The sequence below is a fragment of the Priestia sp. RMT2NF4 genome, assembly GCF_047872835.1.
Lineage (GTDB): Bacteria > Bacillota > Bacilli > Bacillales > Bacillaceae_H > Priestia > Priestia zanthoxyli.
This window is the reverse complement of record NZ_JBLQZO010000001.1, coordinates 31128-52385: the sequence shown is the minus strand read 5'-3', so window position 1 is coordinate 52385 and position 21258 is coordinate 31128. Positions and strand designations below refer to the sequence as shown.

Below are 21258 nucleotides of genomic sequence, written 5' to 3'. Positions count from 1 at the left end.
GTTACCCGACCCTCCCTACTGAATTTTCTGTATGTCGAATTTCATCAACGGGAATATAATAATCCGAGTTGTATTGAAAAGAACGAGCTAGTAAACAAGCTCCGACTCCTGTCAAACCGAATATCGCCATCCATACCCAGTGGAACGTTAAGCCAAAACCAGCAATGAACCAAAAAACTGACATAATAAACGGGATACCTGAATTCTTTGGCATATGAATTGGAGAAAAAGCCGCTGCTTCCTTCGCTTTTTTCTTTTTTCTTTCTTCTTTTATCGTCCACCACGCATCTTGCCCGGTTACTGTTGGAATCACTGCAAAATTGTAGTGCGGCGGAGGTGAAGGAATGGACCATTCTAATGTGCGGCCATTCCAAGGATCTCCTGTTACATCTCGTTCTCCGTACTTAATGCCATGAAGAATCTGCCATGCTTGAAAGATAAACCCTATGCCCATAAAGAAGGCTCCCACTGTAGAGATAACGTTCAGCGGTCCCCATCCCATGTCAAAATCGTACGTATAAATACGGCGCGTCATTCCCATAAACCCTAGTGCATATTGAGGCATGAAGCATACATAAAAACCAATATTCCACGTCCAAAATGCCCATTTGCCAAGACGGTCATTTAACTTAAAGCCAAACATTTTTGGCCACCAATAGTACAAACCTGCAAAAAAGCCGAATACAACGCCTCCGATTAACACTTGGTGAAAGTGTGCAACTAAAAAGTAGCTATTATGATACTGATAGTCTGCGGGAGCTGCTGAAAGCATAACACCCGTTGCTCCTCCCACAACAAAGCACGGGATAAAAGCAATTGTCCATAGCATCGGCTGGGTCATTTGAATACGGCCGCGGAACATTGTAAATAACCAGTTGAACACTTTAACACCCGTTGGAATTCCGATAGCCATCGTCGTAATAGCAAAAAACACATTTACATTAGCACCTGCACCCATCGTAAAGAAATGATGCACCCATGTGAAATACGATAGAACGCTAATAATCATCATTGAAAAAACCATAGATTTATAGCCAAATATCTTCTTTTGAGAAAACGTTGCAACGATTTCAGAAAAAATGCCAAATGCAGGAAGTACAACGATATACACTTCAGGATGTCCCCACATCCAAATTAAGTTAATGTACATCATCGGATTTCCACCGCCGGTCATGGTAAACAAGTGTCCGTCAAAGAAGCGGTCAATAAACAATAAAGCAAGCGTTACGGTTAATACAGGAAACGCGAAAATGATAATAATACAGCTTGCTAGAACAGACCACGTGAATAGCGGCATATGCATAAGTTTCATGCCAGGCGCACGCATTTTTAAAATGGTCATAATAAAATTAATTCCAGAAGCCAAGCTGCCAATACCTGATATTTGAATGCCCCAAATATAAAAATCTTGACCTGGTCCAGGACTGAACTGCATGCCAGAAAGCGGCGGATAACTCAACCACCCTGCATCTGGCGATCCTCCGATTACAAACGACAAATTGAAAAGCATGGCGCCAAAGAAAAATAGCCAAAAGCTTACCGCGTTTAAAAAAGGATAGGCGACATCTCTTGCTCCAATTTGAAGAGGTACAACAATATTAAAGAAAGCAAACATAAGCGGCATTGCCATAAATAGAATCATAATGGTTCCGTGCGTAGTAAAAATTTCGTTGTAATGATTAGAATCTAGAAAATGCCACTGAGGAAATGCTAGCTGCATACGCATCAATAATGCATCTACTCCGCCTCGAAACAGCATTAACAATGAAGAAAGCATATACATGATTCCAATTTTTTTATGATCCACCGTTGTGAGCCACTCACGCCATAGCCACTTCCACTTTTTAAGATACGTAAGAACAAAAATAATACCGGCTAGTGTTAACAATATGGCGACATCGGCTCCGTAAATCATTGGCTCCCCTGTCACAAAAAAATGAGATGAAAAATCTTTTAATTTGTCTAACAACTTAGTTTCCTCCTTCCTGGTGCTCGTGCTGTGTATGTGCTTGTTCATCAGAAGCCACATTCATTGTCTTCATGTCTTCATTTTTCATATGGTGATGCTGACTATAATATTGACCACCGTTTTTAATGACAGTTTCTTGGAACAAACCTTTAGGAATGGTAGAGTACGATTTCTCTAAAGAAAGACCTTGTTTTGCAAGACTGTTATAATCAGCTTTTGTTAAAGCTGGTGCTGTTTCTTTTACTTGCCTTACCCACTGATTAAATTCTTTTGTCGATGTAGATTTAACTTTAAAGTTCATATGAGCGAACCCTTCACCCGTAAAATTAGCGCCTGAACCAAAATATTCTCCCTTGTGATTAGCTTGCAGCCAAAGCCCCATGGCCATTCCCGGCATTGTATATAATTGTCCTCCTAGCTGGGGTACCCAAAAGGAATTCATAGGTGCATCTGACGTTAGCACGAATTGAACGGGCACATTCTTTGGAATTTCGACATAGTTGACTGTCGCAATATCTTGATCCGGATATTGGAATAACCATTTCCAATCAAGAGACGTTACTTCAATCGTTAGCGGCTTTACATCTTTTTTCGGCGGATCTACTAATTCATAAGTCGTCTTGGCCGTAGCGAAACCTAAAATGCCAATAATAATAATGGGGATGCCCCACCAAATAAATTCAAGACGCTTGCTATCGTCCCAATCTGGTCGATACGGAGCCTTGTTTCCAGGCTTATCACGGTAGCGTAAAACGATATACACAAGCAGACCTAAAACAGGAATAACGACAATTGCGCATAAAATTATGGAAAAAATAATTAACTGGTATTCTTTTTGAGCCACCGCCCCCTGTGGATTTAAAATCAAATAACGACTATCACAGCCTGCTAAAAAAATTGTAATGAATACGGAGAGAATGATTAACTTGCCAATATGCATTGATTTTTGCTTTCTCACCTCAGCTCAGGCTCCCTTCCTTTAAATCTCTGTACATAATAATGGTATATAAACGTTCATATTAGAGATGCATCTCAACAGATCAAAGAGCTAAAAACCTCCTAACATATTGAAGTTTGTCATGACATATTGCTTACTCCTAAAAAATTATCATGTTGTATGTTTAAAAGGTGTGATATTTCTCACACTTGAAGCGATTTTTATCTAGTTTAAATGGCTTTACCATAATTTCGTCACATATTTGGTTAAATGTGGTGTGAAATATCTTTCTCCTAGCGCGTAGATTCTGATAAAAGTAAAAAAGCTCTCCCAGTTCTTATTAACTGGAAGAGCTTTTTGGGAGTAATGAAGTATGGAGCTTTATTTCTTACTAGTTTGTTTGCTTTACTTGCTGAAACATCCAATCAATCATTTTTTGTTAAGAGAGTCACGACTTCCTTATATTCCTCTAGCTCTTTGGTCTGTGCGAGAGTATTGATTTTCTCTAGCGATAAAAGAGAGCTCTGAATGATAAACGTGCGAGGCTCCTTATCATTTTGCAGTAATTCACGTTAACGAACTATCAGCTATTGCCTTCTCTTCCTTAATACATCTTCTATAAAATAATGATAGAAATAATTAATAAGAGCAGTGGCAATCGAGATCACAAAAAGTTGAAAACGCGTCATGTTGACCATTTTGTATACCTTTAATTTTTCTGCCAGACTGGTCAAGGGATAAGCAAATAGATAGTCAAATAGGATGTTAATTAACAAATATTTTTTGAAATTCCCATAGGTCAGCTTGAATACCCAAAAATTAGCTATAAAAAACGGTCCAAATATAAAAGAAACGTCGCTTGAAAGTTTAGGGAAAAGAGGTTTCCTCACTTTCCACCATGTAAAGCTTTTAGATAACTCACTGATAAAAGCAATAACTAATGAACTAAATGTTAAAACAGGTAGGTATCTTTTAAAGACAAATTTATCAACTTTTATTATAGACAGCCAAGGCAATAAAAGTACTGCCAAAAGCGTTAACTTTCCTTTCATTATGTACCCAACTCCTGCCGTTACGAAAATGTAAGCTAAACCATATTCTCTTTAGTTTGTGTAATAGGCTCTTTTTTATGTGTTTATTACACTGCGTTCGTTCTTTTATTCGTCTTTTATTACAAGATTTTTTGCTTTCAGGAAATTATTGATTCTCATATTCTGCATGTGCATGGAGAAAATACGGAGGTGAATGTTTAATTAAAAGGAGGAATTAAAAATGACTACAGTACGTGAAGTTATGACTAAAGATGTGAAAGCTTGTGCACCGCACGACCCAGTAACAGCTGCAGCAAAATTAATGCGTGATATTAATTGTGGCTCTGTGCCAGTGTGTCAAGAAAATCGAGTAATGGGAATGATCACAGACCGTGATATCGTGTTAAACTGCGTGGCGGATGGAAAAGATTGCAACACTGTGCATTGCCATGATTGTATGACTAAAGATGTGATTACTTGTTCTCCAGATACGGATATTCATGAATGTGCACGTATGATGGCCGATCATCAAATTCGCCGCATTATTGTAGTGGAGAATAATAATATGGTTGGAATCTGTGCAATCGGTGACCTTGCGACCGTGAACGTATATGTTGATGAAGCCGGTGCAGCATTGAGCGAAATTTCTAATCAAGTTCATTAAAACTTTTTAGCATATAAATCCTTAATGTTTGTACAAAATAACCCTGTCTGCAAGGAGGTGCTAATATGCCAAATTTAAACGATAACAAATTTAAAAAGATTCAGTCTGAGAGTCAAAAGCAAGGAAAGTCTCAAGAAGAATATGCGGCTGAGCTTGACGCTAATCGTGCAAAAAGCCAAAAGAAAAAGTAAGAATAAAAAAGGATTACAATCGGCAGAAGCTCGTTTGCAATCCTTTTTTTAGTGAAATCCTAATCTGTTTCTTTCTTTCTTTTCTCTTCTTCCTCTTCCACTAATGTGCGGCGCAAAATTTTTCCTACCGTGGACTTAGGCAGCTTATTTCTAAACTCAATCAAGCGAGGGACCTTGTACTTAGCTAACCTTAAATTGCACCATTCTTCTAATTCCTGTTCTGTAGCAGATGCATCAGTTTTTAAAACAATCGCAGCTTTAACGGTTTCCCCTCGATAAAAATCTGGTACTCCAAACACACATACTTCTTTTACAGCTGGATGCTGATAAATAATATCTTCTATCTCCACTGGATAAACGTTATATCCACTAGCAATAATCATATCTTTTTTTCTTCCTACAATATAGAAATAACCGTCTTCATCCATAGTAGCAATATCTCCTGTATATAGCCAGTCATGTCGTATTACCGCTGCTGTTTCATTCTCTTTCCTCCAGTAACCTTTCATTACTTGGGGGCCTTTAATAATTAACTCTCCCGCTTCACCAGGCATCAATTCTGTAATGCCTTTTTCAATATCTACAATTTTAGCATCTGTATTTGGGTAGGGAAGACCAATACTTCCTTGTTTTCTTTTTCCTACAACTGGATTTCTATGAGTGGTCGGTGACGTTTCCGTCATACCATACCCTTCGAAAATGGGTAGATTAAACTTTTGGTCAAATCTTTGAAGGATCTCTATAGGGAGAGACGCTGAACCACTACTGCAATATTTAAAGCATGATAAATCCTCAGCTGTTAAATCTGGATGGTTAAGTAGCGCTACATACATAGTTGGTACACCTGGAAAAATGGTTGGTCGGTGCTTTCGAATTAAATTTATGACTTCATTTATCTCAAACCTTTCTACAGCAATGTACGTTGAAGCAGAAAAGATAGAACAATTCATACGAGCCATGCCATATACATGAAATAACGGCGCTAAACCTAGCATTCGTTCAGGTGATTCTTGATGTGGAAGAACGTTTAATGTACAGGAAAGATCTTGATAGACATTGGAGAACAAGTTAGAATGAGTCAGCATGACTCCTTTAGACTTACCTGTTGTTCCTCCTGTATATTGCAAAACCGCTAAGTCTTCCTTGGGTTCAATTTTAAGCTTTGGAAGTTCTTTCTCTCCTTTTTTAATCAAAAAATAAAGGTTATCTTCTTCATTTTGCTTGTTGTTAGTTGAAATAAAATTGAGTGGAGTCTTCAAGTTTATTTGATCTATTTTTGTCCTTTGGTCTTCACGACTAATAAACCATATGGCTTCAGAATCCTGTAAAATATAATCTAGTTCAGCCGTTTGATACATGGGGTTTACCTGTACAATAATTCCTCCTAACCGTTGAACTGCATAGTAGGAGATAATATATTCCGTACAATTTGGTAACATTACAGCGACTCGATCTCCTTTACAAAATCCTTTTTGATGTAAAGCTGATGCAAGACGCTCACAGGCTGTCTTTAATTCAACATAAGTTAGCTCCTTTTCTCTTTCTATCACCGCTACTCGTAACGGGTAACGATGAGCTGAATGCTCCAACAAGTCATATAGCGTTAATGAAGGAATTTCAATTTCCTGAGGCAGAGATTCAGGGTACTTCCTATTCCCAATCCAGTTCACTATTCTCACCCCTTAACTATTTTAATTCATTAACTTTGCTCCACCTGTTTCCCATTCTTTCCACAGTGGCTTTTGCCTCATTTACTACTCCTAAAATGATTTCTTGTACCGTTTTTATCTCTTGAATTCTGGCCACAGATTGACCGCATGAAAAGATTCCTGCATCGATATCTCCTTCGTTATATACCCGCACAGCCTTTTTCCCTGAAATTAGTGGCAACAGTTCTTCTAGTGAAGCCCCTCTACTTTCAGCATCCATCACTTGTAAAGCCATCGCATTTCGAGCGACTCTTGAAGTTGAACCAATTGTTTTTTGAATTAATGCCGTATCTCCTTCTGAAGCTTGTACCATCCACTTTTTCACGTTGTCGTGGACTAGTGCCTCTTGAGAAGCTAGGAATCGTGTGCCCATAACAATACCTTCTGCTCCGAGAGCTAGCATGGCAGCCAATCCCCGTCCATCCGCAATTCCACCACCGGCAAGAACGGGGATAGTTAGTGCATCAACTGTTTGAGGGACTAAAACTATATTTCCCACATCTTCCATTCCAGGGTGACCTCCCGCTTCAAATCCCACTACAGTTACAGCGTCACATCCTACTCGTTCAGCCGTTTTTGCATATTTCACTCCGGCAACTTTATGAATAACGACTACGTTATTGTCTTTTAATACTTTCATATATGGCTCAGGGCTTCTGCCAGAGGTCTCTACAATACGTATACCTTCTTCTAGTAATACATCTATATAGGCTTCGTTTGGCATACGCTTCACACTTGGAAATAAGTTAATATTAATGCCAATTGGCTTATCCGTTAATTCTCTTACTTTTCGGATTTCGTGCCGCAGCTCTTTTGCTGTTTCAAAAGTGGCCGATGTAATAATACCGAGCCCGCCAGCTTCTGAAACAGCAGCAGCTAAAGGAGCTCGTCCAATTCTAAATAAACCTCCGCAAATAACCGGATATTGAATATTTAGCAACTCTGTAATACGGGTTTTCATCTTTTACCCTCCTTTTTATAGCCATTTATATTAGGTATATTCAACGTCTTTATGAGAAAATAATTAGTTGATTAAAATGGCGTCGCCTCATAAGACTATGCCATCCTTAGTCGCGAGGGTTTGTCTTGTGCAATAATCGATTGTTTTAGGTTATGAATATTTTATATTTGAATTTTCAGATAAATCATCGTGATCTAAAGCTTTCTTTTTTGCTCCAGATGGTTTGACAAAAAACGCAAATAGTATCCCAAAAACCAAAACGAGAATTGCCATTGAGATAATTGATAAGTTGTAACCTGCAATTTTGTTTGCTCCAGCTAGCCCAACGATATAACCAGTTAAAATGGGAGCGATAATTCCTGCGATATTACCTGAAGAAGTTAAAATACTTGTCATTAATGCACCGCGTTCAGGCCACTCATTAATCATAATAGTTGGTCCAATTGGCAAAATAGCGTAGGTTAAACCTTTGGCTAGACACATAGCGATAACCACCCATAGCGGATTTTGAAAGACTGTAATAGACGCTAATAGTAAAGCTCCTGCTATCATAGCTCCCGCTACTACAAATATCCTTGATATCTGCCAGCTTTCGTTTTTCTTAAACAAATAATCAGACAGCATCGAAACTCCTGTATAAATGAGTACAGAAACAATTCCAATAATCGCGACGCTATACCCCATTTCGCCAGGAGACATTTTTATTGCTTCTACTAGATAAATAGGTAGCCAAACTGAAAACCAAACAACTAAAATATATGTTGAAAAATAGGCTAGCGTTGTAAATAAAGCTGAAGGAGACCCAAGGAGTTTTAAAAAATCTTTTACATTTATTTTTTCTAGCTGTGCTTTCTTTTTCTTTTGCACTTTTTGATACCTTTTCACTGGACTCTCTTTGGTAAAGAATTGAAACAAGAAAAACCACACAATACTCGCTAGTCCAAGACAAGCAAAAGCAGCCTTCCATCCTAATAGAGTAATTAGAGAAACAAGAAGCGGTGCGGCAATCATAGCTCCTACAGTTCCGCCAGCAACTACGATAGAATTAGCAAATCCTCTTTGCTTTGGTGGAAACCATTTATCTGCATGGTTATAGGCAACTGGACTAAATGGGCCTTCAAATGCCCCTAATAAAATTCGGTAAATAACTAGTAGTGGTAAAGCAGCAATAGCTAAGACACCAAATTGTAAAAAAGCCCATGTTAACATTAAAAAGCCAAGGACTTTTTTAGCTCCAATCCGATCGGCCCATGCTGCTCCGAAAATACCTGTTATGGGGTAAAGCCAGTAATAACTACTCCCTACAAGCCCCCACTCGGCATAAGATAAGTTCATTTCTTTCATGATAGGAACAGCTGCAAGCCCTATAATTGATTTATCTGCAAAGTTAATAACTGCGCCGAAAAATAGCATTAGAAGAACAAACCATCGCATATGAATCCCTCTTTTCTTCATTTTTATTTTTGAACTTTCAGCTAAAACGTTTATCAAATGGTTCAGTGGTACGTTTTTTTCTTTTTTTGAAAAAGGATTTGCAGTATTCCTTCAGCTTGCCATAAATGCAAGTTTTATGCCATTCCAAAAGCCTTAATCTCCCCACTCTTATAAGAGAAATATTTATAAAAAATTCAGTAATGCATTAAGTATGTGACCCGTTCCTTTATCTATTGAAACAAGCCGGTGATTCAAAGAAAAATCATAATTCATATTTAAATCAAACGTTCTTTTATAAATCTTATAAAAAAACGATTGGTATTAACAACTCACCAATCATTTGCTCTTACACTACTATTATTAAAATTTTGGCCCTCCGGCTACGTATAAGGTTTGACCGTTGACAAAGGAGGATTCTTTTAATGAAAAAAAGAGTGCCGTATTTGCAATATCTTCGGGTTTTCCAGTACGTTGCATGGGAATCACCTTTTTCTTTTCTTCGATTAACTCTTCAAATTTAAGGCCTAGTCGTTCTGCGGTAGCTTTAGTCATATCAGTTTCAATGAATCCAGGGGCAATTGCATTGACAGTAATACCAAATTTGCCAAGCTCTATTGCCAAAGTTTTAGTAAACCCCTGTATGCCAGCTTTGGCAGTTGCATAATTAGCTTGTCCCTTGTTTCCTAACGCAGACACTGAAGAAATATTTATAATCCTCCCAAATTGCTGCTGGACCATATATTTTTGAGCAGTTTGGCTACAAAAATAGGTTCCTTTTAAATGAACATTCATAATAAGATCCCAATCATCTTCAGTCATTTTATGAAAAGAATTATCTCTCGTTAATCCTGCATTATTAACAAGGATGTCAATGCTCCCTAATGTACGGACTATTTCTTCCATACTGCTCTCTACTTGCTCTCGTTTCGTTACATCACAGACCAAACCTGTTACGTCCAGTCCTTCCATTTGAAATTCCTCTATCGTTTGATAGAGTTCCTGTTCATTAAGATCTACAATACAAACTTTTGCTCCTTCACGAGAAAACGTCTTGGCGATTGCCTTGCCAATTCCTTTACTTCCCCCAGTGATATACGCTACGTTCTCTTTTAATTGACCCACTGTTATTCTCCTCTTTTCATTTATCTCGAATCAGCTTGAAAGTACCAATCCCTTTTGCAAGAATATTTCCTTGACCATCCTTAATTTCTCCTTCAGTAAAAGCAAGTTTATATCCTTCCTGCAGCACTTTAGCTTCCGCAAAGATTTCTCCTTGAGATATGCTCGAAAGGTAATGAACAGTTAAATTTGTTGTCACTACCTTTGCTTTTGTTACAGATCGAGTAACCATGCCAAGGATATAATCGAGCATTGTCGCATGAACACCGCCATGAAGGGTTCCATTTATATTAAGTAAATGTTCTTTAATATCTAACTTTATATTCACATTTCCTTCTTCAAATCTAACAATCTCAAACCCTATATGCATAAAGAACGGGTTCTCTTCAAATTTTTCGCGGATATCCTCTACTGTAATTGGCAACTCACGCTTCCTCCTTTCTTATTTTCCTTGATACTCAGGTTTTCGTTTTTCTAGAAACGCTGTTGTTCCTTCTCTTTTATCTTCTGATGAAAAGAGAATAGCTTGAGAAAGCTTTTCAATCATTAACCCCGTTTTCATGTCCACGTCGGACCCTAAATTTACAGCAATCTTAGCTAACTTCACAGCTAACGGGCCTTTTGACAGAATTTGATTGGCGACTTCTTCTACTTTTGCTTCAAGTTCTTCCGGCTTAGCAACTTCTGATACAAGGCCGATTCGAAGGGCCTCATCGGCATCAACCATTTTCCCCATTAAAATTAGCTCCAGTGCTTTTCCTTTCCCTACAATTCTGACTAGGCGCTGGGTTCCTCCAGCACTTGGAATAATTGATAAATTTAGTTCTGGTAAACCAAGCTTGGCACTTGTAGAAGCGACTCGTATATCACAGGACATGGCTAATTCACAGCCTCCTCCCAAAGCATAACCATTAATCATAGCAATAGTTGGCTTCTCAAAACCTTCTATAAGATTGTACACATGCTGCATACCGCTTTGGCTTAACGCATCAAGCACTGTTTTTTCACGCAGCTGACCAATATCAGCTCCCGCTGCAAACGATTTATCTCCTTGCCCCGTAAAAACTAAACAAGCTACCGTTTCATCTTTCTTTATTTCTTCTAAAGCTTCTGTTATTTCTTCTAACGTTTCTTTTGTCAATGCATTTCTCTGCTCAGGACGATTAATTACGATATAAGCAAGCTGTCCTTTTTTCAGCACGTCTATATTTGCAAATGTAATCATATTTACGATACCTCCACTATTGATGATTTTATCGTTCAAGTATTAAAGCAATGCCTTGCCCTCCACCGATGCAGGCTGCTACGAGTGCGCGTTTTGCATCCCGTCTTTTCATTTCATACACCAGTTTTGTAATTAACATAGCCCCAGTTGCTGCAATAGGGTGACCATGAGCAATTGCTCCTCCATTTACATTTACTTTTTTCATATTCATAGATAGCTCTCGATTACAAGCAAGTACCTGAGCAGCAAACGCCTCATTAAATTCAATTAAATCGAAATCTTCAAGAGACAAGCCTGCTTTTTGAAGCACTTTTTGAACAGCTGGCACTGGTCCAATCCCCATCATATTTGGATCTACTCCTGCAACGGCCCACTCTTTTACTTTCGCTAATACTTCTATGCCCTCTTCGTTTGCACGATTTTCGGACATAAGTACAACTGCTGACGCTCCATCATTAACACCAGAGGAGTTTCCTGCCGTTACACTTCCTTCTTTTTTAAAGGCGGGAGAAAGTTTTGATAAATCTTCTATGGTCGTACTCGGACGAACGTGTTCGTCATGATTAAATAAATAAGATTCTCCTTTTCTATTCGTAATATTAATAGGTACAATTTGTTCTTTAAAGTATCCCCTGTTTATCGCGTTGGTCATTTTTTGCTGACTTTCTAAAGCAAATAAATCTTGTTCTTCTCTCGTTACTTCGTACTTTTCAGCCAAGTTTTCCGCAGTAATCCCCATAGAAGGATCTCCAATATGATTCGGAGAAAGTTTTCGCTTTATAAATTGAGGTGGCATTCGATCGTAAGGTCTGCTTTGTGGTGCAAGTAAGTATGGTGAACGTGACATACTTTCTGTTCCACCCGCAAGAAAGATCTCTCCATTTCCTGCTCGAATTTGATCAGCGGCAAGACCTATACTGTTAATTCCTGAACCGCATTGACGATCAATGGTCATACCAGGAATTGCTAGAGGCAAACCGGCTTCGAGTAACGTTAACCTTGCCATATTTCCTCCTCCAGCCAGACAATTTCCAAAGATGACATCATCAATATCTGTTGATTGAATACAAGCACGTTTGATTGCTTCTTTCATGACAGCAGCGCCGTAAACGGAGGGATATATATTAGCAAGAGTTCCTCCTTGTTTTGCAATGGCGGTTCGAACCGCTGATACGATAACAGGCTGTTTCATAAAATCCTCTCCTTATTAACATTTAAAGAATGGTTTCAATCATGATTGCCATACCTTGTCCTCCACCTACACAAAGAGTAGCAATTCCATATCTCTCCTGTCTCCGGATCATCTCATGAAGTAAAGTGGTTACTATACGAGCGCCTGTTGCTCCAACAGGATGACCAAGAGCAATTGCCCCTCCGTTGACGTTCACTTTATTTACGTCTAAATTAAGCTCTCGAATAACAGCTAAAGCTTGAGAAGCAAATGCTTCATTCAGCTCAAAAAGCCCAATGTCTTCTACTTTTTTTCCAGTCCTTTGTAATAATTTTTTTACAGCTGGAACAGGACCGATTCCCATAACTTCTGGAGAAACTCCAGCTGCCGCCCAATCGACAATTCTTACTAGAGGTTTAAGCTCTAAGCGCTCAGCTTCTCTTCTTTTCATTAAAACTAATGCAGAAGCTCCGTCATTTCGTCCACAAGTATTACCAGCTGTAACAGTTCCATTTTCTTTAAAAGCAGGCTTTAAATTCGATAGCTGTTCAATTGTCGTTTGAGGGCGAGGGTGTTCGTCTCGATCAACTGTAACAGTGGCTTTTCTTTGTTGGATCTTAACTGGAATGATTTCATCTTTAAATGCCCCATTTTTTATAGCTTTGGCAGCTTTTTGTTGACTTTCTACTGCAAAACCATCCTGATCTTCTTTTGAAATATGGTACCTTTCAGCTACATTTTCCGCTGTAACTCCCATACCTAGATGCTGACCATATATCTCCTGAGGCTGCTGACCATTTTCTGTATTTGAATCTACTAAAGTAGATCTGTCTCCTCCAAAACGTGTATTTCTTAAATAAAGAGGTGCACGACTCATACTTTCTGTTCCGCCTGCCACCACAACTGTTGCTTGATTTGAGTGTAGCTGCTGAACAGCTGAGGCGATTGCCTGCATACCTGATGCACATAATCGATTGATGGTAAAAGCTGGTGCAGTATCGGGTATCCCTGCTCTTAGAGCCGCTACTCTGGCAACATTCGATGCTTCTGTTGATTGTCTTACTTCTCCGAAAATAACTTCACTCACTTGTTCCGCCGCGATATTAGCCCTTTTTACAGACTCTTCGATAACAAGACTTGCTAGATGACCGGAGCTGACTTCTTTCAAAGCACCTCCATAACGCCCAATAGGTGTTCTGGTAGCGCTTACAATAACGATTTCTTCTTGCATTTTTTCTCCTCCTTTACTAACCGTTAACTATATTCTTTTTTTAATTGTCCAGCTATAATATTTTTCTGAATCTCAGATGTTCCTTCATATATTCTGGTGATTCTAGCATCTCGGAAAAAGCGTTCAATTGGATAGTCAGCAATATAGCCAATGCCTCCATGAACTTGTACAGCTTTATCTGCAACGCGATTGTATGCTTCTGAACCAAATAGTTTTAGCATAGCCGCTTCTTTGATTACTTTCATTCCTTTATCAACCATCCATGCTACGCGGTATGTAAATGATCGTAACGACTCAACGTCTACAGCCATTTCAGCAAGCATATGTGATACGGCTTGATGTTCAATAATTGGAACATCAAATTGAATTCGTTCTTGTGCATACGCTGCACTTAGATCAAGCAGCTTCTGGCAGGAACCAAGATTGCGTGCTGCTAATCCAGCACGTCCATTTGCTAAAATTTTTAGAGCGTTAACGTATCCTTGACCTTCTGCTCCCAATACATTTTCAACGGGTACTTCACAATCTTCTAAAATAATTTCAGCTGAATGTGAGCCTCTAAGCCCCATCTTCCTCTCTACAGCTCCAACATGAAAACCGGGAAAATCTTTTTCTATAATAAAAGATGTAATGCCTTTTGCCCCTTTATCTGGATCTGTTATGGCCATTACTGTAAACACATCAGCTTCTGTAGCATTTGTAATGTAGTGCTTTGTCCCATTTAAAATATATTTGTCTCCTTTTTTCACAGCAGTTGTTTTTAAATTCGTAGCGTTTGAACCAGCACTAGGCTCTGTTAACGCAAACGCCCCAATTTTTTCACCTCGAGCCATAGCGGGCAAATATCTTTGTTTTTGTTCGTCGTTGCCCATTTCTACAATACCTACTGTACCAATTCCTGTATGTGCTCCAATTAACGTTGTATATCCATTGTGCGTAGCTCCGATCTCCTCGTATAGTGCACACTTTCCAACCATTCCAATTCCAAGCCCTTCGTACTGCTCTGGAATACTTAGTCCAAATAAGCCTAAATCTTTCGACATGTCGATAATTCGCTGCGGAATTTTATCCTCTTGTTCTATCTGCATCGCTACTGCTTCTACTTCTGTTTGTACAAAGTCCCGCACATTTTTTTTCAAAAACTGAATGTCTTCACTTAGACGAAAGTCCATTCTCAACCCTTCTTTCTATTTTCTAATTCGCTACTTTTCATGATCATATTCATAAAATCCTCTTCCAGTTTTCTTACCTAACCTTCCAGCTTTTACATACTTAGTAAGAATAGGACAAGGACGATATGTCTCACCTAGTGTTTTATAGAGATATTCCATATTACGCAGCCTCGTATCTAACCCGACTAAGTCTGCTAGCTCTAAAGGACCCATTGGATGATTTAAACCTAGCTTCATAGCTTTATCAATATCATTAATACTTCCAACACCTTCCATTACCATTTTCATTGCTTCATTTCCTATTAAACAATTCATTCTACTGACTGCGAAGCCTGGGAACTCGTTAATCCTGACACATTCTTTTTTAATTTTCTCTCCAAATTGAAAGCTTTTAGCTACCGTGTCCTCCGATGTTTCTAATCCGCAGATAACTTCAATTAATTTCATTTTGGGAACGGGGTTAAAAAAGTGAAGAGCAATACATTGAGATGGTCTGCTTGTTTGTGCTCCAATTTCTGTTGGACTCATTGTAGAAGTATTTGTCGCCAGAATAGCATGCTTAGGAGCAAATTTATCAAGTTGTTTAAAGATCTTAATCTTTAATTCCATAATTTCAAGAACAGCTTCAATTACTAAATCTGCTTGCTCAGTTGCTTCTTCGAGACTTGTAGTATATAAAATATTTTCAGAATAAGCGTTTGCCTGTTCAACAGTTAGGAGCTCTTTTTCTGAAGCTTTTTGAAATTGTCCAGCTATATATTCTTTACAGGTCTTTAGCATATGAGGATCAATATCATGTACAGCAATTGAAAGTCCGGCTGCCGCACACGTGTAAGCAATCCCTCGTCCCATCGTTCCAGCGCCAATGACACTTACGTGTTGAACCATTGATATCCTCCTTTCTTTGTCTTAAGACAGTTCTTTTTCGTGAGCTTTCTTATGCTTGAACCTTTGCTTGATTGTAAGTGTAAAATCCTTTTCCAGTTTTCCGGCCCAGTTCTCCTTTATGCACTTTGTCTTGCACAATTTGTGCGGGCTTATCAGCTTCATTACCACTTTCTTGATATCGCTGCATCCGAACAAAATAATTTACATCAATTCCTGTTAAATCCATAAGTGAGAAAGGACCAATAGGGTGATTTAGAGCTTTTGTACAAACCAGATCAATTTCTTCGTGATCAGCATATCCATTTTCTAGTAAGTAAACAGCTTCATCCATTAACTTGCCTAAGATACGATTGGCAATAAAACCTGAAATTTCTTTTTTCAAAAGAACCGGTGTTTTTCCAATATTTCTTACAAATTCTACTGCCAATTGAGCTGTTTCTTTTGACGTATGAGGTCCACGCACTACCTCTACAAGTTCCATCACCAGTGCTGGATTAAAAAAGTGAACGTTACACACTTTTTCTGGCCTGCTTGTTACATCAGCAATTTTTGAACTAACAATAGTTGAACTATTTGTTGCTAAGATTGCGTGCTCCGGGACTATTTTATCTAACTTTGCAAAGAGCTCACGCTTAGCATCTAACCGTTCTACGATAGCTTCAATAACCAAGTCTGTGTGATTCAGCTCCTCCAATGAAGAAGAAAATATCAATCTGCCGAATGCATTATTTACTTCTTCTTCTGTTAATCTACCTTTGCTTATTTTTTTATTCATATGGCCACGCAAAGACTCTTTTGCCTTTGTAAGACTTTCTTCACTAACGTCGTGCAAAATAACAGAGTATCCACCTAAGGCACATACCATAGCAATCTGTGATCCCATTGCGCCAGATCCAACGACCCCTATTTGTTTAATATCTTTAATTTGCATTTTTATGTTCCTCCTTCTCTTGTTCCTCTTGCACCAATAGTCTTTTTAATAACTTGCCAACCGCATTTCGAGGAAGAGACTCCCTTATTTCAAACTCCTTTGGAACTTTATAACGAGTTAGTTTCATATAACAATGTCCTTTTAATTCTTCTAAATCTACTTGACACTCATCCTTTGGAACAATATATGCCTTTATAACCTCTCCGTTCGATTGGTCAGGAATACCAACTACAGCTGCTTCTTTTACAGCCGGATGTTCGTACAAAATACTCTCTACTTCCTGAGGGTAAATATTAAATCCCCCTACAATAACCATTTCTTTTTTTCTTCCAACTATGTAAAAGTAACCTTCTTCATCCATAGTGGCTAAATCTCCCGTTAAAAGCCATCCATCCTGCAAAGAGCGAAGCGTTTCCTTTTCATTATTCCAATAACCTTTCATGACTTGGGGTCCTTTTATGAGTAATTCTCCAACACATCTAGGCGGTAATTCTTGCGCATTATCGTCAATAATCATACAATCTGTTCCAGGCATTGGAATTCCAATACTTCCAATCTTTCTTACGCCATTGGTAGGATTTCGATGCGTAGATGGAGATGCTTCAGAAAGTCCGAAACCTTCTCCAATTATCGCTCCTGTTAAATACTCAAAACGTTTAATAATTTCAATTGGAAGAGGTGCTGATCCACAGGAACACAGTTTTAAGCACTCCAGTCCGTAACTTTCTACTTCGGGATGATTCACAAAAGCATTATACATTTTAGGAACACCTGGGAAAAAAGTTGGACGATATGTTTTTATACACTCCAAAACGTTATCTACTTCAAATTTTTTAAATAGTAGCAGCGTTCCTCCAATATATATCCCTAAATTCATCGCACTTGTCATGGCATATACATGATATAGAGGAGTTGCAGTTAAAATAACTTCTTGTCCTAAGAGCATTTTTTCTCCGTACATACAATAACTTTGGACTACGTTTGCAACCAAATTGTAGTGTGTTAGCATCGCTCCTTTCATTTGTCCTGTTGTTCCTCCTGTGTACTGAATAACAGCTACATCTTGATGTACAGACACAGCAGCAGGTTTATCTAAGGGATGACTAGAGCGTTTTAAATCTTCTAGGCTATGGAACAAATGACCCTGAGTCTTCTTCTGGTCTTGGGATACAAAAATATGCTTGAATTTATAGCTTTCGTATACTTCGCAAACTGCGTTTAATGCACCTGAATCTGTCACAAGATAAGACATTTTGGAATCGCTTACAATTTGGAAGAGTTCTCTTGGCGTATACATTGGATTTACCTGTACAACAATAAGCCCAAGCGCTTGGGCGGCATAATAAGAAATAATGTAATCCGGATGATTGGACAGCATTAAGCCTATTCGCTGCCCTTTGTAAGCGCCCATATCTCTCCAAGAAGCGGCTAAACAATCTACTTGGTGCTTTAATTCACTATACGTAATTCTCTTATGTTCAAAAATAATTGCCGTTTGCTTCCCGTATTGGTTGGCTGTTTTCTCTAAAATAGCGTACAACGAAATTTCTGGAACTCTCAGTTCTTTTTCCTTTACATAAAATGTAGACCAGGGCCGCGTTATTAGATTGCGCAAAAAGCTTTCACCTTCCTCTATGTTTCAGGTTAATACATGTAGATGTATTCTTTTTTAACACTCTTGTAAAACATTTCTAGCAATAATTAAACGTTGAACTTCATTTGTCCCTTCATAAATTTTTGTAATGCGGGCATCTCTATAAAAGCGCTCGACCGGATAGTCTGACACATATCCCATTCCACCATGAATTTGAACAGCTTTATCTGCTACTCTATTAAACACATCAGATGCAAATAATTTCGCCATTGAAGCTTCCTTAACCACTTTTTTTCCTTCATCAATTTTTTGTGCTGCCATCATAGTCAATGTTCTTGCTGCTTCTGTTTCTGTTGCCATATCGGCTAGCATCCATTGAATTGCTTGATTATCAGCAATAGGCTTACCAAACTGAATACGTTCTTTTGCGTAACTCGCCGATAATTCAATTAATTTATCACATGATCCAACTGCTCTAGCTGCTAAGCCTACACGCCCTTCTCCTAATATTTTAAGAGCAGACATATATCCCATTCCTACTTCGCCAATTACATTTTCCTCTGGAATAATACATTCTTCAAAAATAATTTGAGATGTGTAAGAGCCTCTTAGACCCATCTTTTTATCTTTCTTGCCAATAATTAACCCAGGAAAATCTTTTTCTACTAAAAAAGCTGTAATTCCACCTTTTGCTCCTTTTTCTCTATCGGTTAATGCAAATACTGTAAACACATCGGCAATTGGACCATTTGTAATAAAATGTTTTGTGCCATTCATGACCCAATAGTTACCTTTTTTCTCCGCTCTTGTTGCTAAATTAGTTGCATCAGATCCAGCACCGGGTTCTGATAAGGCAAAAGCTCCAATTTTATTGCCAGCTGCCATGTCAGGTAAATACTTATTTTTTAAATACTCTGATGCCAATTTTACAAGACCCGTGCTTCCAATCCCTGTATGAGCACTGATTAATGAAACAAACCCGTTATGTGTTCTTCCTAATTGTTCTAATACAGTAGCTTTTTCTACTGTGTTTAATCCAATTCCACCATATTGTTCTGGTATACTAATCCCAAACAGCCCTAAATCTTTAGCTTTCTCTACTAAGTGTTCCGGGATTGCGTCTTCTTCTTCAATTTGCTGTGCAAATGGTTCCACTTCTTTTTCCACAAAGTTTCGAATCATGCTTTTCATTTGCTGCATTTCTTCTGTTAATGCTACGGTCATTGATCATCTTCCTCTCTAAAAAAGTTTCACTTATGTTATCTGCAAGAAGTATGCCAACTACCACAAGCTCTAGTTAATAAGACTTTTTAACAAATAAAAAAATAGGAACATTCAAATTTGAATCAGAACTACGTGTTGAGGAGGTAAATAGCTGTTTTTTCAATTCAACTATGTATCAATTGATTTATTTTTGAATCAGCTGATTTTTTGTATTAAAAAAGAATCCAAAGAACTAATAAGTATCTTTGAATTCTTCGAATTTAGCACATTTTTGTCATTTATATGCTATTCTATTACCTCAAAATGAACACGCTTTCATTTTTGAGTGGATTATATACGCTACTGCCCTTATTACCTTTATTTTTTGTTTTTACTCTTTTATTTTTAAATGATATTTTTTAAGCTTCCTTACGATAGTAGGCTGACTAGTGTTTAATGCGTCGGCTATTTCATATGTTGTTTTACATGCTTGGACCGCAAGCGACAGAACTTTTTCCTCAGCTAGCTCTACTGCTTCTTTTAACGTCATTAATTCAGCAAACGCTAAGCTCGAATTTTTGGATTCTCTATATTCTAACGGAAGATCTTGTATTTTTATTTCTTGTTCTTGAGTAGTAAGCACGAGTCTTTCAATAAGGTTAGAGAGTTCCCTAACGTTTCCGGGCCAATTGTAGCGATAAAAAAAATCGTTTAGTTTGACATCAATTCTTTTATCTTTTTTATATCTGTGATTTATCTGAGTTAAAAATAACTGAATGAGAGGCAAGATGTCATCTCTTCTTTCTTTTAAAGAGGGAATAGATATAGGGATGACATTTAATCGATAATACAAATCTTCACGAAACTCACCGTTGAGCACCATTTCTTTTAAGTTTCTGTTCGTCGCCGCTATAATACGTACGTTCACTTTTTTCGTTTTAGTTGCCCCGACTCGGCGTATTTCTTTTTCTTGCAGTGTTCTTAAGAGCTTAACCTGCAATTCAAATGATAATTCTCCTACTTCATCGAGAAAAAGTATGCCGTTATCTGCCAGCTCAAACATCCCTGGTTTCCCTTTAGCATTCGCTCCTGTAAACGCTCCGCTTTCATACCCAAATAATTCTGATTCTAACAGGTTAGACGGAATAGCTCCGCAGTTAAGCTTAATAAAATTCCCTTGCTTCGCTCTCGTACTTTTGCTATAAATAAATTTAGCCAATACATCTTTTCCTACACCTGTCTCACCTAGAATCAATACTGTGGCATCTACATCTGCAATACGCTCAGCCATTTCATAAATGAGCTTCATTTGATGATTTGTAATAATAACATCTTCTTCTTTCTTTGTTGAACTCTTTAATTTTTCAATCTCTTGTTTATAACTATTATTTAGCTCATTTGCTTTTTTTAAAGCTGTTTGCAGCTCATTTAATTCAGACAGGTCTCTAATATTTGTGACTACTTTTTCTATTTCCCCCTCATCATTCATGACTGGATTACCAGTAATAAGAGTTTCTTTTCCTGAATAATTGTATTGAATGGTAGAAACAGACCGCTTTTGTTTCAACACTTTATGTGTAACCGAACTTTTTAAAATGCCTCTCTTCATAAGAGCATCTACGTTTTTACCTACATAATATTCTTTTGGAATACCTGTAATCCTTTCAATTGCAGAGTTTGTCTTTAAGGTAACTCCATTTTTATCAGTGATATAGATAACGTCGTACGAGCTCTCAATAATTGCTTCTAATTCACGGTTTAGTGTTTTTAACTTTTTCAGTTCTTGCGTGACTTGTTCTAATTTTGATAACTCGGTGCTCATGCAAAT

The 21258-nt window shown here is 38.0% G+C and carries 19 protein-coding genes; 2 read left to right on the top strand and 17 right to left on the bottom strand.

The window, feature by feature from the left end:
- Window position 1 precedes the first annotated feature (1 nt).
- The 3 genes from qoxB to ACMX9J_RS00240 all read right to left on the bottom strand — a co-directional run bounded on the left by qoxB (window position 2) and on the right by ACMX9J_RS00240 (window position 3958).
- Window positions 2–1969 carry a cytochrome aa3 quinol oxidase subunit I gene (gene qoxB / locus ACMX9J_RS00250; protein WP_028413719.1) on the bottom strand — a complete coding sequence of 656 codons (1968 nt, stop codon included), beginning with the start codon at window positions 1967–1969 and terminating at the stop codon, window positions 2–4.
- Between the two features lies 1 nt (window position 1970).
- The gene (locus ACMX9J_RS00245) at window positions 1971–2909 is read right to left on the bottom strand and encodes a cytochrome c oxidase subunit II (protein WP_221833694.1); all 939 of its coding nucleotides are present in this window, start codon (window positions 2907–2909) and stop codon (window positions 1971–1973) included.
- Window positions 2910–3493: 584 nt separating this feature from the next.
- Entirely contained in the window at window positions 3494–3958 is a 465-nt protein-coding gene (locus ACMX9J_RS00240; protein WP_028413721.1) for a hypothetical protein, read from the bottom strand.
- 220 nt (window positions 3959–4178) lie between these two features.
- Between ACMX9J_RS00240 and ACMX9J_RS00235 the strand changes: the two genes are divergently transcribed.
- Together ACMX9J_RS00235 and ACMX9J_RS00230 are read left to right on the top strand one after the other, a co-directional pair.
- The gene (locus ACMX9J_RS00235) at window positions 4179–4601 is read left to right on the top strand and encodes a CBS domain-containing protein (RefSeq protein ID WP_013056563.1); all 423 of its coding nucleotides are present in this window, start codon (window positions 4179–4181) and stop codon (window positions 4599–4601) included.
- A 65-nt stretch (window positions 4602–4666) separates the two neighbouring features.
- The gene (locus ACMX9J_RS00230; RefSeq protein WP_013056562.1) at window positions 4667–4792 is read left to right on the top strand and encodes a hypothetical protein; all 126 of its coding nucleotides are present in this window, start codon (window positions 4667–4669) and stop codon (window positions 4790–4792) included.
- A gap of 59 nt (window positions 4793–4851) precedes the next feature.
- Here the strand turns inward: ACMX9J_RS00230 and ACMX9J_RS00225 are convergent, their stop codons facing one another.
- The 14 genes from ACMX9J_RS00225 to ACMX9J_RS00160 form a co-directional block, all read right to left on the bottom strand.
- A complete protein-coding gene (locus ACMX9J_RS00225) occupies window positions 4852–6462 on the bottom strand; it encodes a long-chain-fatty-acid--CoA ligase (protein WP_231503812.1) in 1611 nt (536 codons plus the stop codon).
- Between the two features lie 16 nt (window positions 6463–6478).
- Entirely contained in the window at window positions 6479–7462 is a 984-nt protein-coding gene (locus ACMX9J_RS00220) for an NAD(P)H-dependent flavin oxidoreductase (RefSeq protein ID WP_034264623.1), read from the bottom strand.
- A gap of 150 nt (window positions 7463–7612) precedes the next feature.
- On the bottom strand, window positions 7613–8896 hold the full coding sequence (locus tag ACMX9J_RS00215) for an MFS transporter (RefSeq protein ID WP_051137088.1): 1284 nt from the start codon (window positions 8894–8896) through the stop codon (window positions 7613–7615).
- A 360-nt stretch (window positions 8897–9256) separates the two neighbouring features.
- Window positions 9257–10018, bottom strand: a complete 762-nt coding sequence (fabG, locus tag ACMX9J_RS00210; RefSeq protein ID WP_416225289.1) for a 3-oxoacyl-ACP reductase FabG — start codon at window positions 10016–10018, stop codon at window positions 9257–9259.
- A gap of 16 nt (window positions 10019–10034) precedes the next feature.
- Window positions 10035–10439 carry a PaaI family thioesterase gene (locus ACMX9J_RS00205; protein WP_028413725.1) on the bottom strand — a complete coding sequence of 135 codons (405 nt, stop codon included), beginning with the start codon at window positions 10437–10439 and terminating at the stop codon, window positions 10035–10037.
- An 18-nt stretch (window positions 10440–10457) separates the two neighbouring features.
- On the bottom strand, window positions 10458–11240 hold the full coding sequence (locus tag ACMX9J_RS00200; protein WP_416225288.1) for an enoyl-CoA hydratase/isomerase family protein: 783 nt from the start codon (window positions 11238–11240) through the stop codon (window positions 10458–10460).
- A 28-nt stretch (window positions 11241–11268) separates the two neighbouring features.
- Window positions 11269–12432 (bottom strand): thiolase family protein, encoded by a 1164-nt coding sequence (locus tag ACMX9J_RS00195; RefSeq protein WP_416225287.1) that lies wholly within the window; start codon window positions 12430–12432, stop codon window positions 11269–11271.
- A gap of 22 nt (window positions 12433–12454) precedes the next feature.
- The gene (locus ACMX9J_RS00190; protein WP_028413728.1) at window positions 12455–13642 is read right to left on the bottom strand and encodes a thiolase family protein; all 1188 of its coding nucleotides are present in this window, start codon (window positions 13640–13642) and stop codon (window positions 12455–12457) included.
- 23 nt (window positions 13643–13665) lie between these two features.
- On the bottom strand, window positions 13666–14814 hold the full coding sequence (locus ACMX9J_RS00185) for an acyl-CoA dehydrogenase family protein (protein WP_416225286.1): 1149 nt from the start codon (window positions 14812–14814) through the stop codon (window positions 13666–13668).
- A gap of 30 nt (window positions 14815–14844) precedes the next feature.
- The gene (locus ACMX9J_RS00180; RefSeq protein ID WP_028413730.1) at window positions 14845–15702 is read right to left on the bottom strand and encodes a 3-hydroxyacyl-CoA dehydrogenase family protein; all 858 of its coding nucleotides are present in this window, start codon (window positions 15700–15702) and stop codon (window positions 14845–14847) included.
- 49 nt (window positions 15703–15751) lie between these two features.
- Complete coding sequence (locus tag ACMX9J_RS00175) at window positions 15752–16633, bottom strand: 3-hydroxyacyl-CoA dehydrogenase family protein (protein ID WP_416225285.1); 882 nt, start codon at window positions 16631–16633, stop codon at window positions 15752–15754.
- Window positions 16623–18248, bottom strand: a complete 1626-nt coding sequence (locus ACMX9J_RS00170) for a long-chain-fatty-acid--CoA ligase (RefSeq protein WP_034264635.1) — start codon at window positions 18246–18248, stop codon at window positions 16623–16625. Before ACMX9J_RS00170 ends, ACMX9J_RS00175 begins: the two co-directional genes overlap by 11 nt.
- Window positions 18249–18302: 54 nt before the next feature.
- On the bottom strand, window positions 18303–19451 hold the full coding sequence (locus ACMX9J_RS00165) for an acyl-CoA dehydrogenase family protein (RefSeq protein WP_028413733.1): 1149 nt from the start codon (window positions 19449–19451) through the stop codon (window positions 18303–18305).
- Window positions 19452–19821: 370 nt separating this feature from the next.
- On the bottom strand, window positions 19822–21252 hold the full coding sequence (locus ACMX9J_RS00160; protein ID WP_051418574.1) for a sigma-54 interaction domain-containing protein: 1431 nt from the start codon (window positions 21250–21252) through the stop codon (window positions 19822–19824).
- Between the last annotated feature and the right edge of the window lie 6 nt (window positions 21253–21258).

What these genes read in the sequence shown, in the direction of transcription:
- ACMX9J_RS00245 (WP_221833694.1), bottom strand. Translation starts at nt 2,909, where the DNA reads ATGCATATTGGCAAGTTAATCATTCTCTCCGTATTCATTACAATTTTT.
- ACMX9J_RS00240 (WP_028413721.1), bottom strand. Translation starts at nt 3,958, where the DNA reads ATGAAAGGAAAGTTAACGCTTTTGGCAGTACTTTTATTGCCTTGGCTG.
- ACMX9J_RS00235 (WP_013056563.1), top strand. Translation starts at nt 4,179, where the DNA reads ATGACTACAGTACGTGAAGTTATGACTAAAGATGTGAAAGCTTGTGCA.
- ACMX9J_RS00230 (WP_013056562.1), top strand. Translation starts at nt 4,667, where the DNA reads ATGCCAAATTTAAACGATAACAAATTTAAAAAGATTCAGTCTGAGAGT.
- ACMX9J_RS00220 (WP_034264623.1), bottom strand. Translation starts at nt 7,462, where the DNA reads ATGAAAACCCGTATTACAGAGTTGCTAAATATTCAATATCCGGTTATT.
- ACMX9J_RS00215 (WP_051137088.1), bottom strand. Translation starts at nt 8,896, where the DNA reads ATGCGATGGTTTGTTCTTCTAATGCTATTTTTCGGCGCAGTTATTAAC.
- ACMX9J_RS00200 (WP_416225288.1), bottom strand. Translation starts at nt 11,240, where the DNA reads ATGATTACATTTGCAAATATAGACGTGCTGAAAAAAGGACAGCTTGCT.
- ACMX9J_RS00195 (WP_416225287.1), bottom strand. Translation starts at nt 12,432, where the DNA reads ATGAAACAGCCTGTTATCGTATCAGCGGTTCGAACCGCCATTGCAAAA.
- ACMX9J_RS00190 (WP_028413728.1), bottom strand. Translation starts at nt 13,642, where the DNA reads ATGCAAGAAGAAATCGTTATTGTAAGCGCTACCAGAACACCTATTGGG.
- ACMX9J_RS00185 (WP_416225286.1), bottom strand. Translation starts at nt 14,814, where the DNA reads ATGGACTTTCGTCTAAGTGAAGACATTCAGTTTTTGAAAAAAAATGTG.
- ACMX9J_RS00180 (WP_028413730.1), bottom strand. Translation starts at nt 15,702, where the DNA reads ATGGTTCAACACGTAAGTGTCATTGGCGCTGGAACGATGGGACGAGGG.
- ACMX9J_RS00175 (WP_416225285.1), bottom strand. Translation starts at nt 16,633, where the DNA reads ATGCAAATTAAAGATATTAAACAAATAGGGGTCGTTGGATCTGGCGCA.
- ACMX9J_RS00165 (WP_028413733.1), bottom strand. Translation starts at nt 19,451, where the DNA reads ATGACCGTAGCATTAACAGAAGAAATGCAGCAAATGAAAAGCATGATT.
- ACMX9J_RS00160 (WP_051418574.1), bottom strand. Translation starts at nt 21,252, where the DNA reads ATGAGCACCGAGTTATCAAAATTAGAACAAGTCACGCAAGAACTGAAA.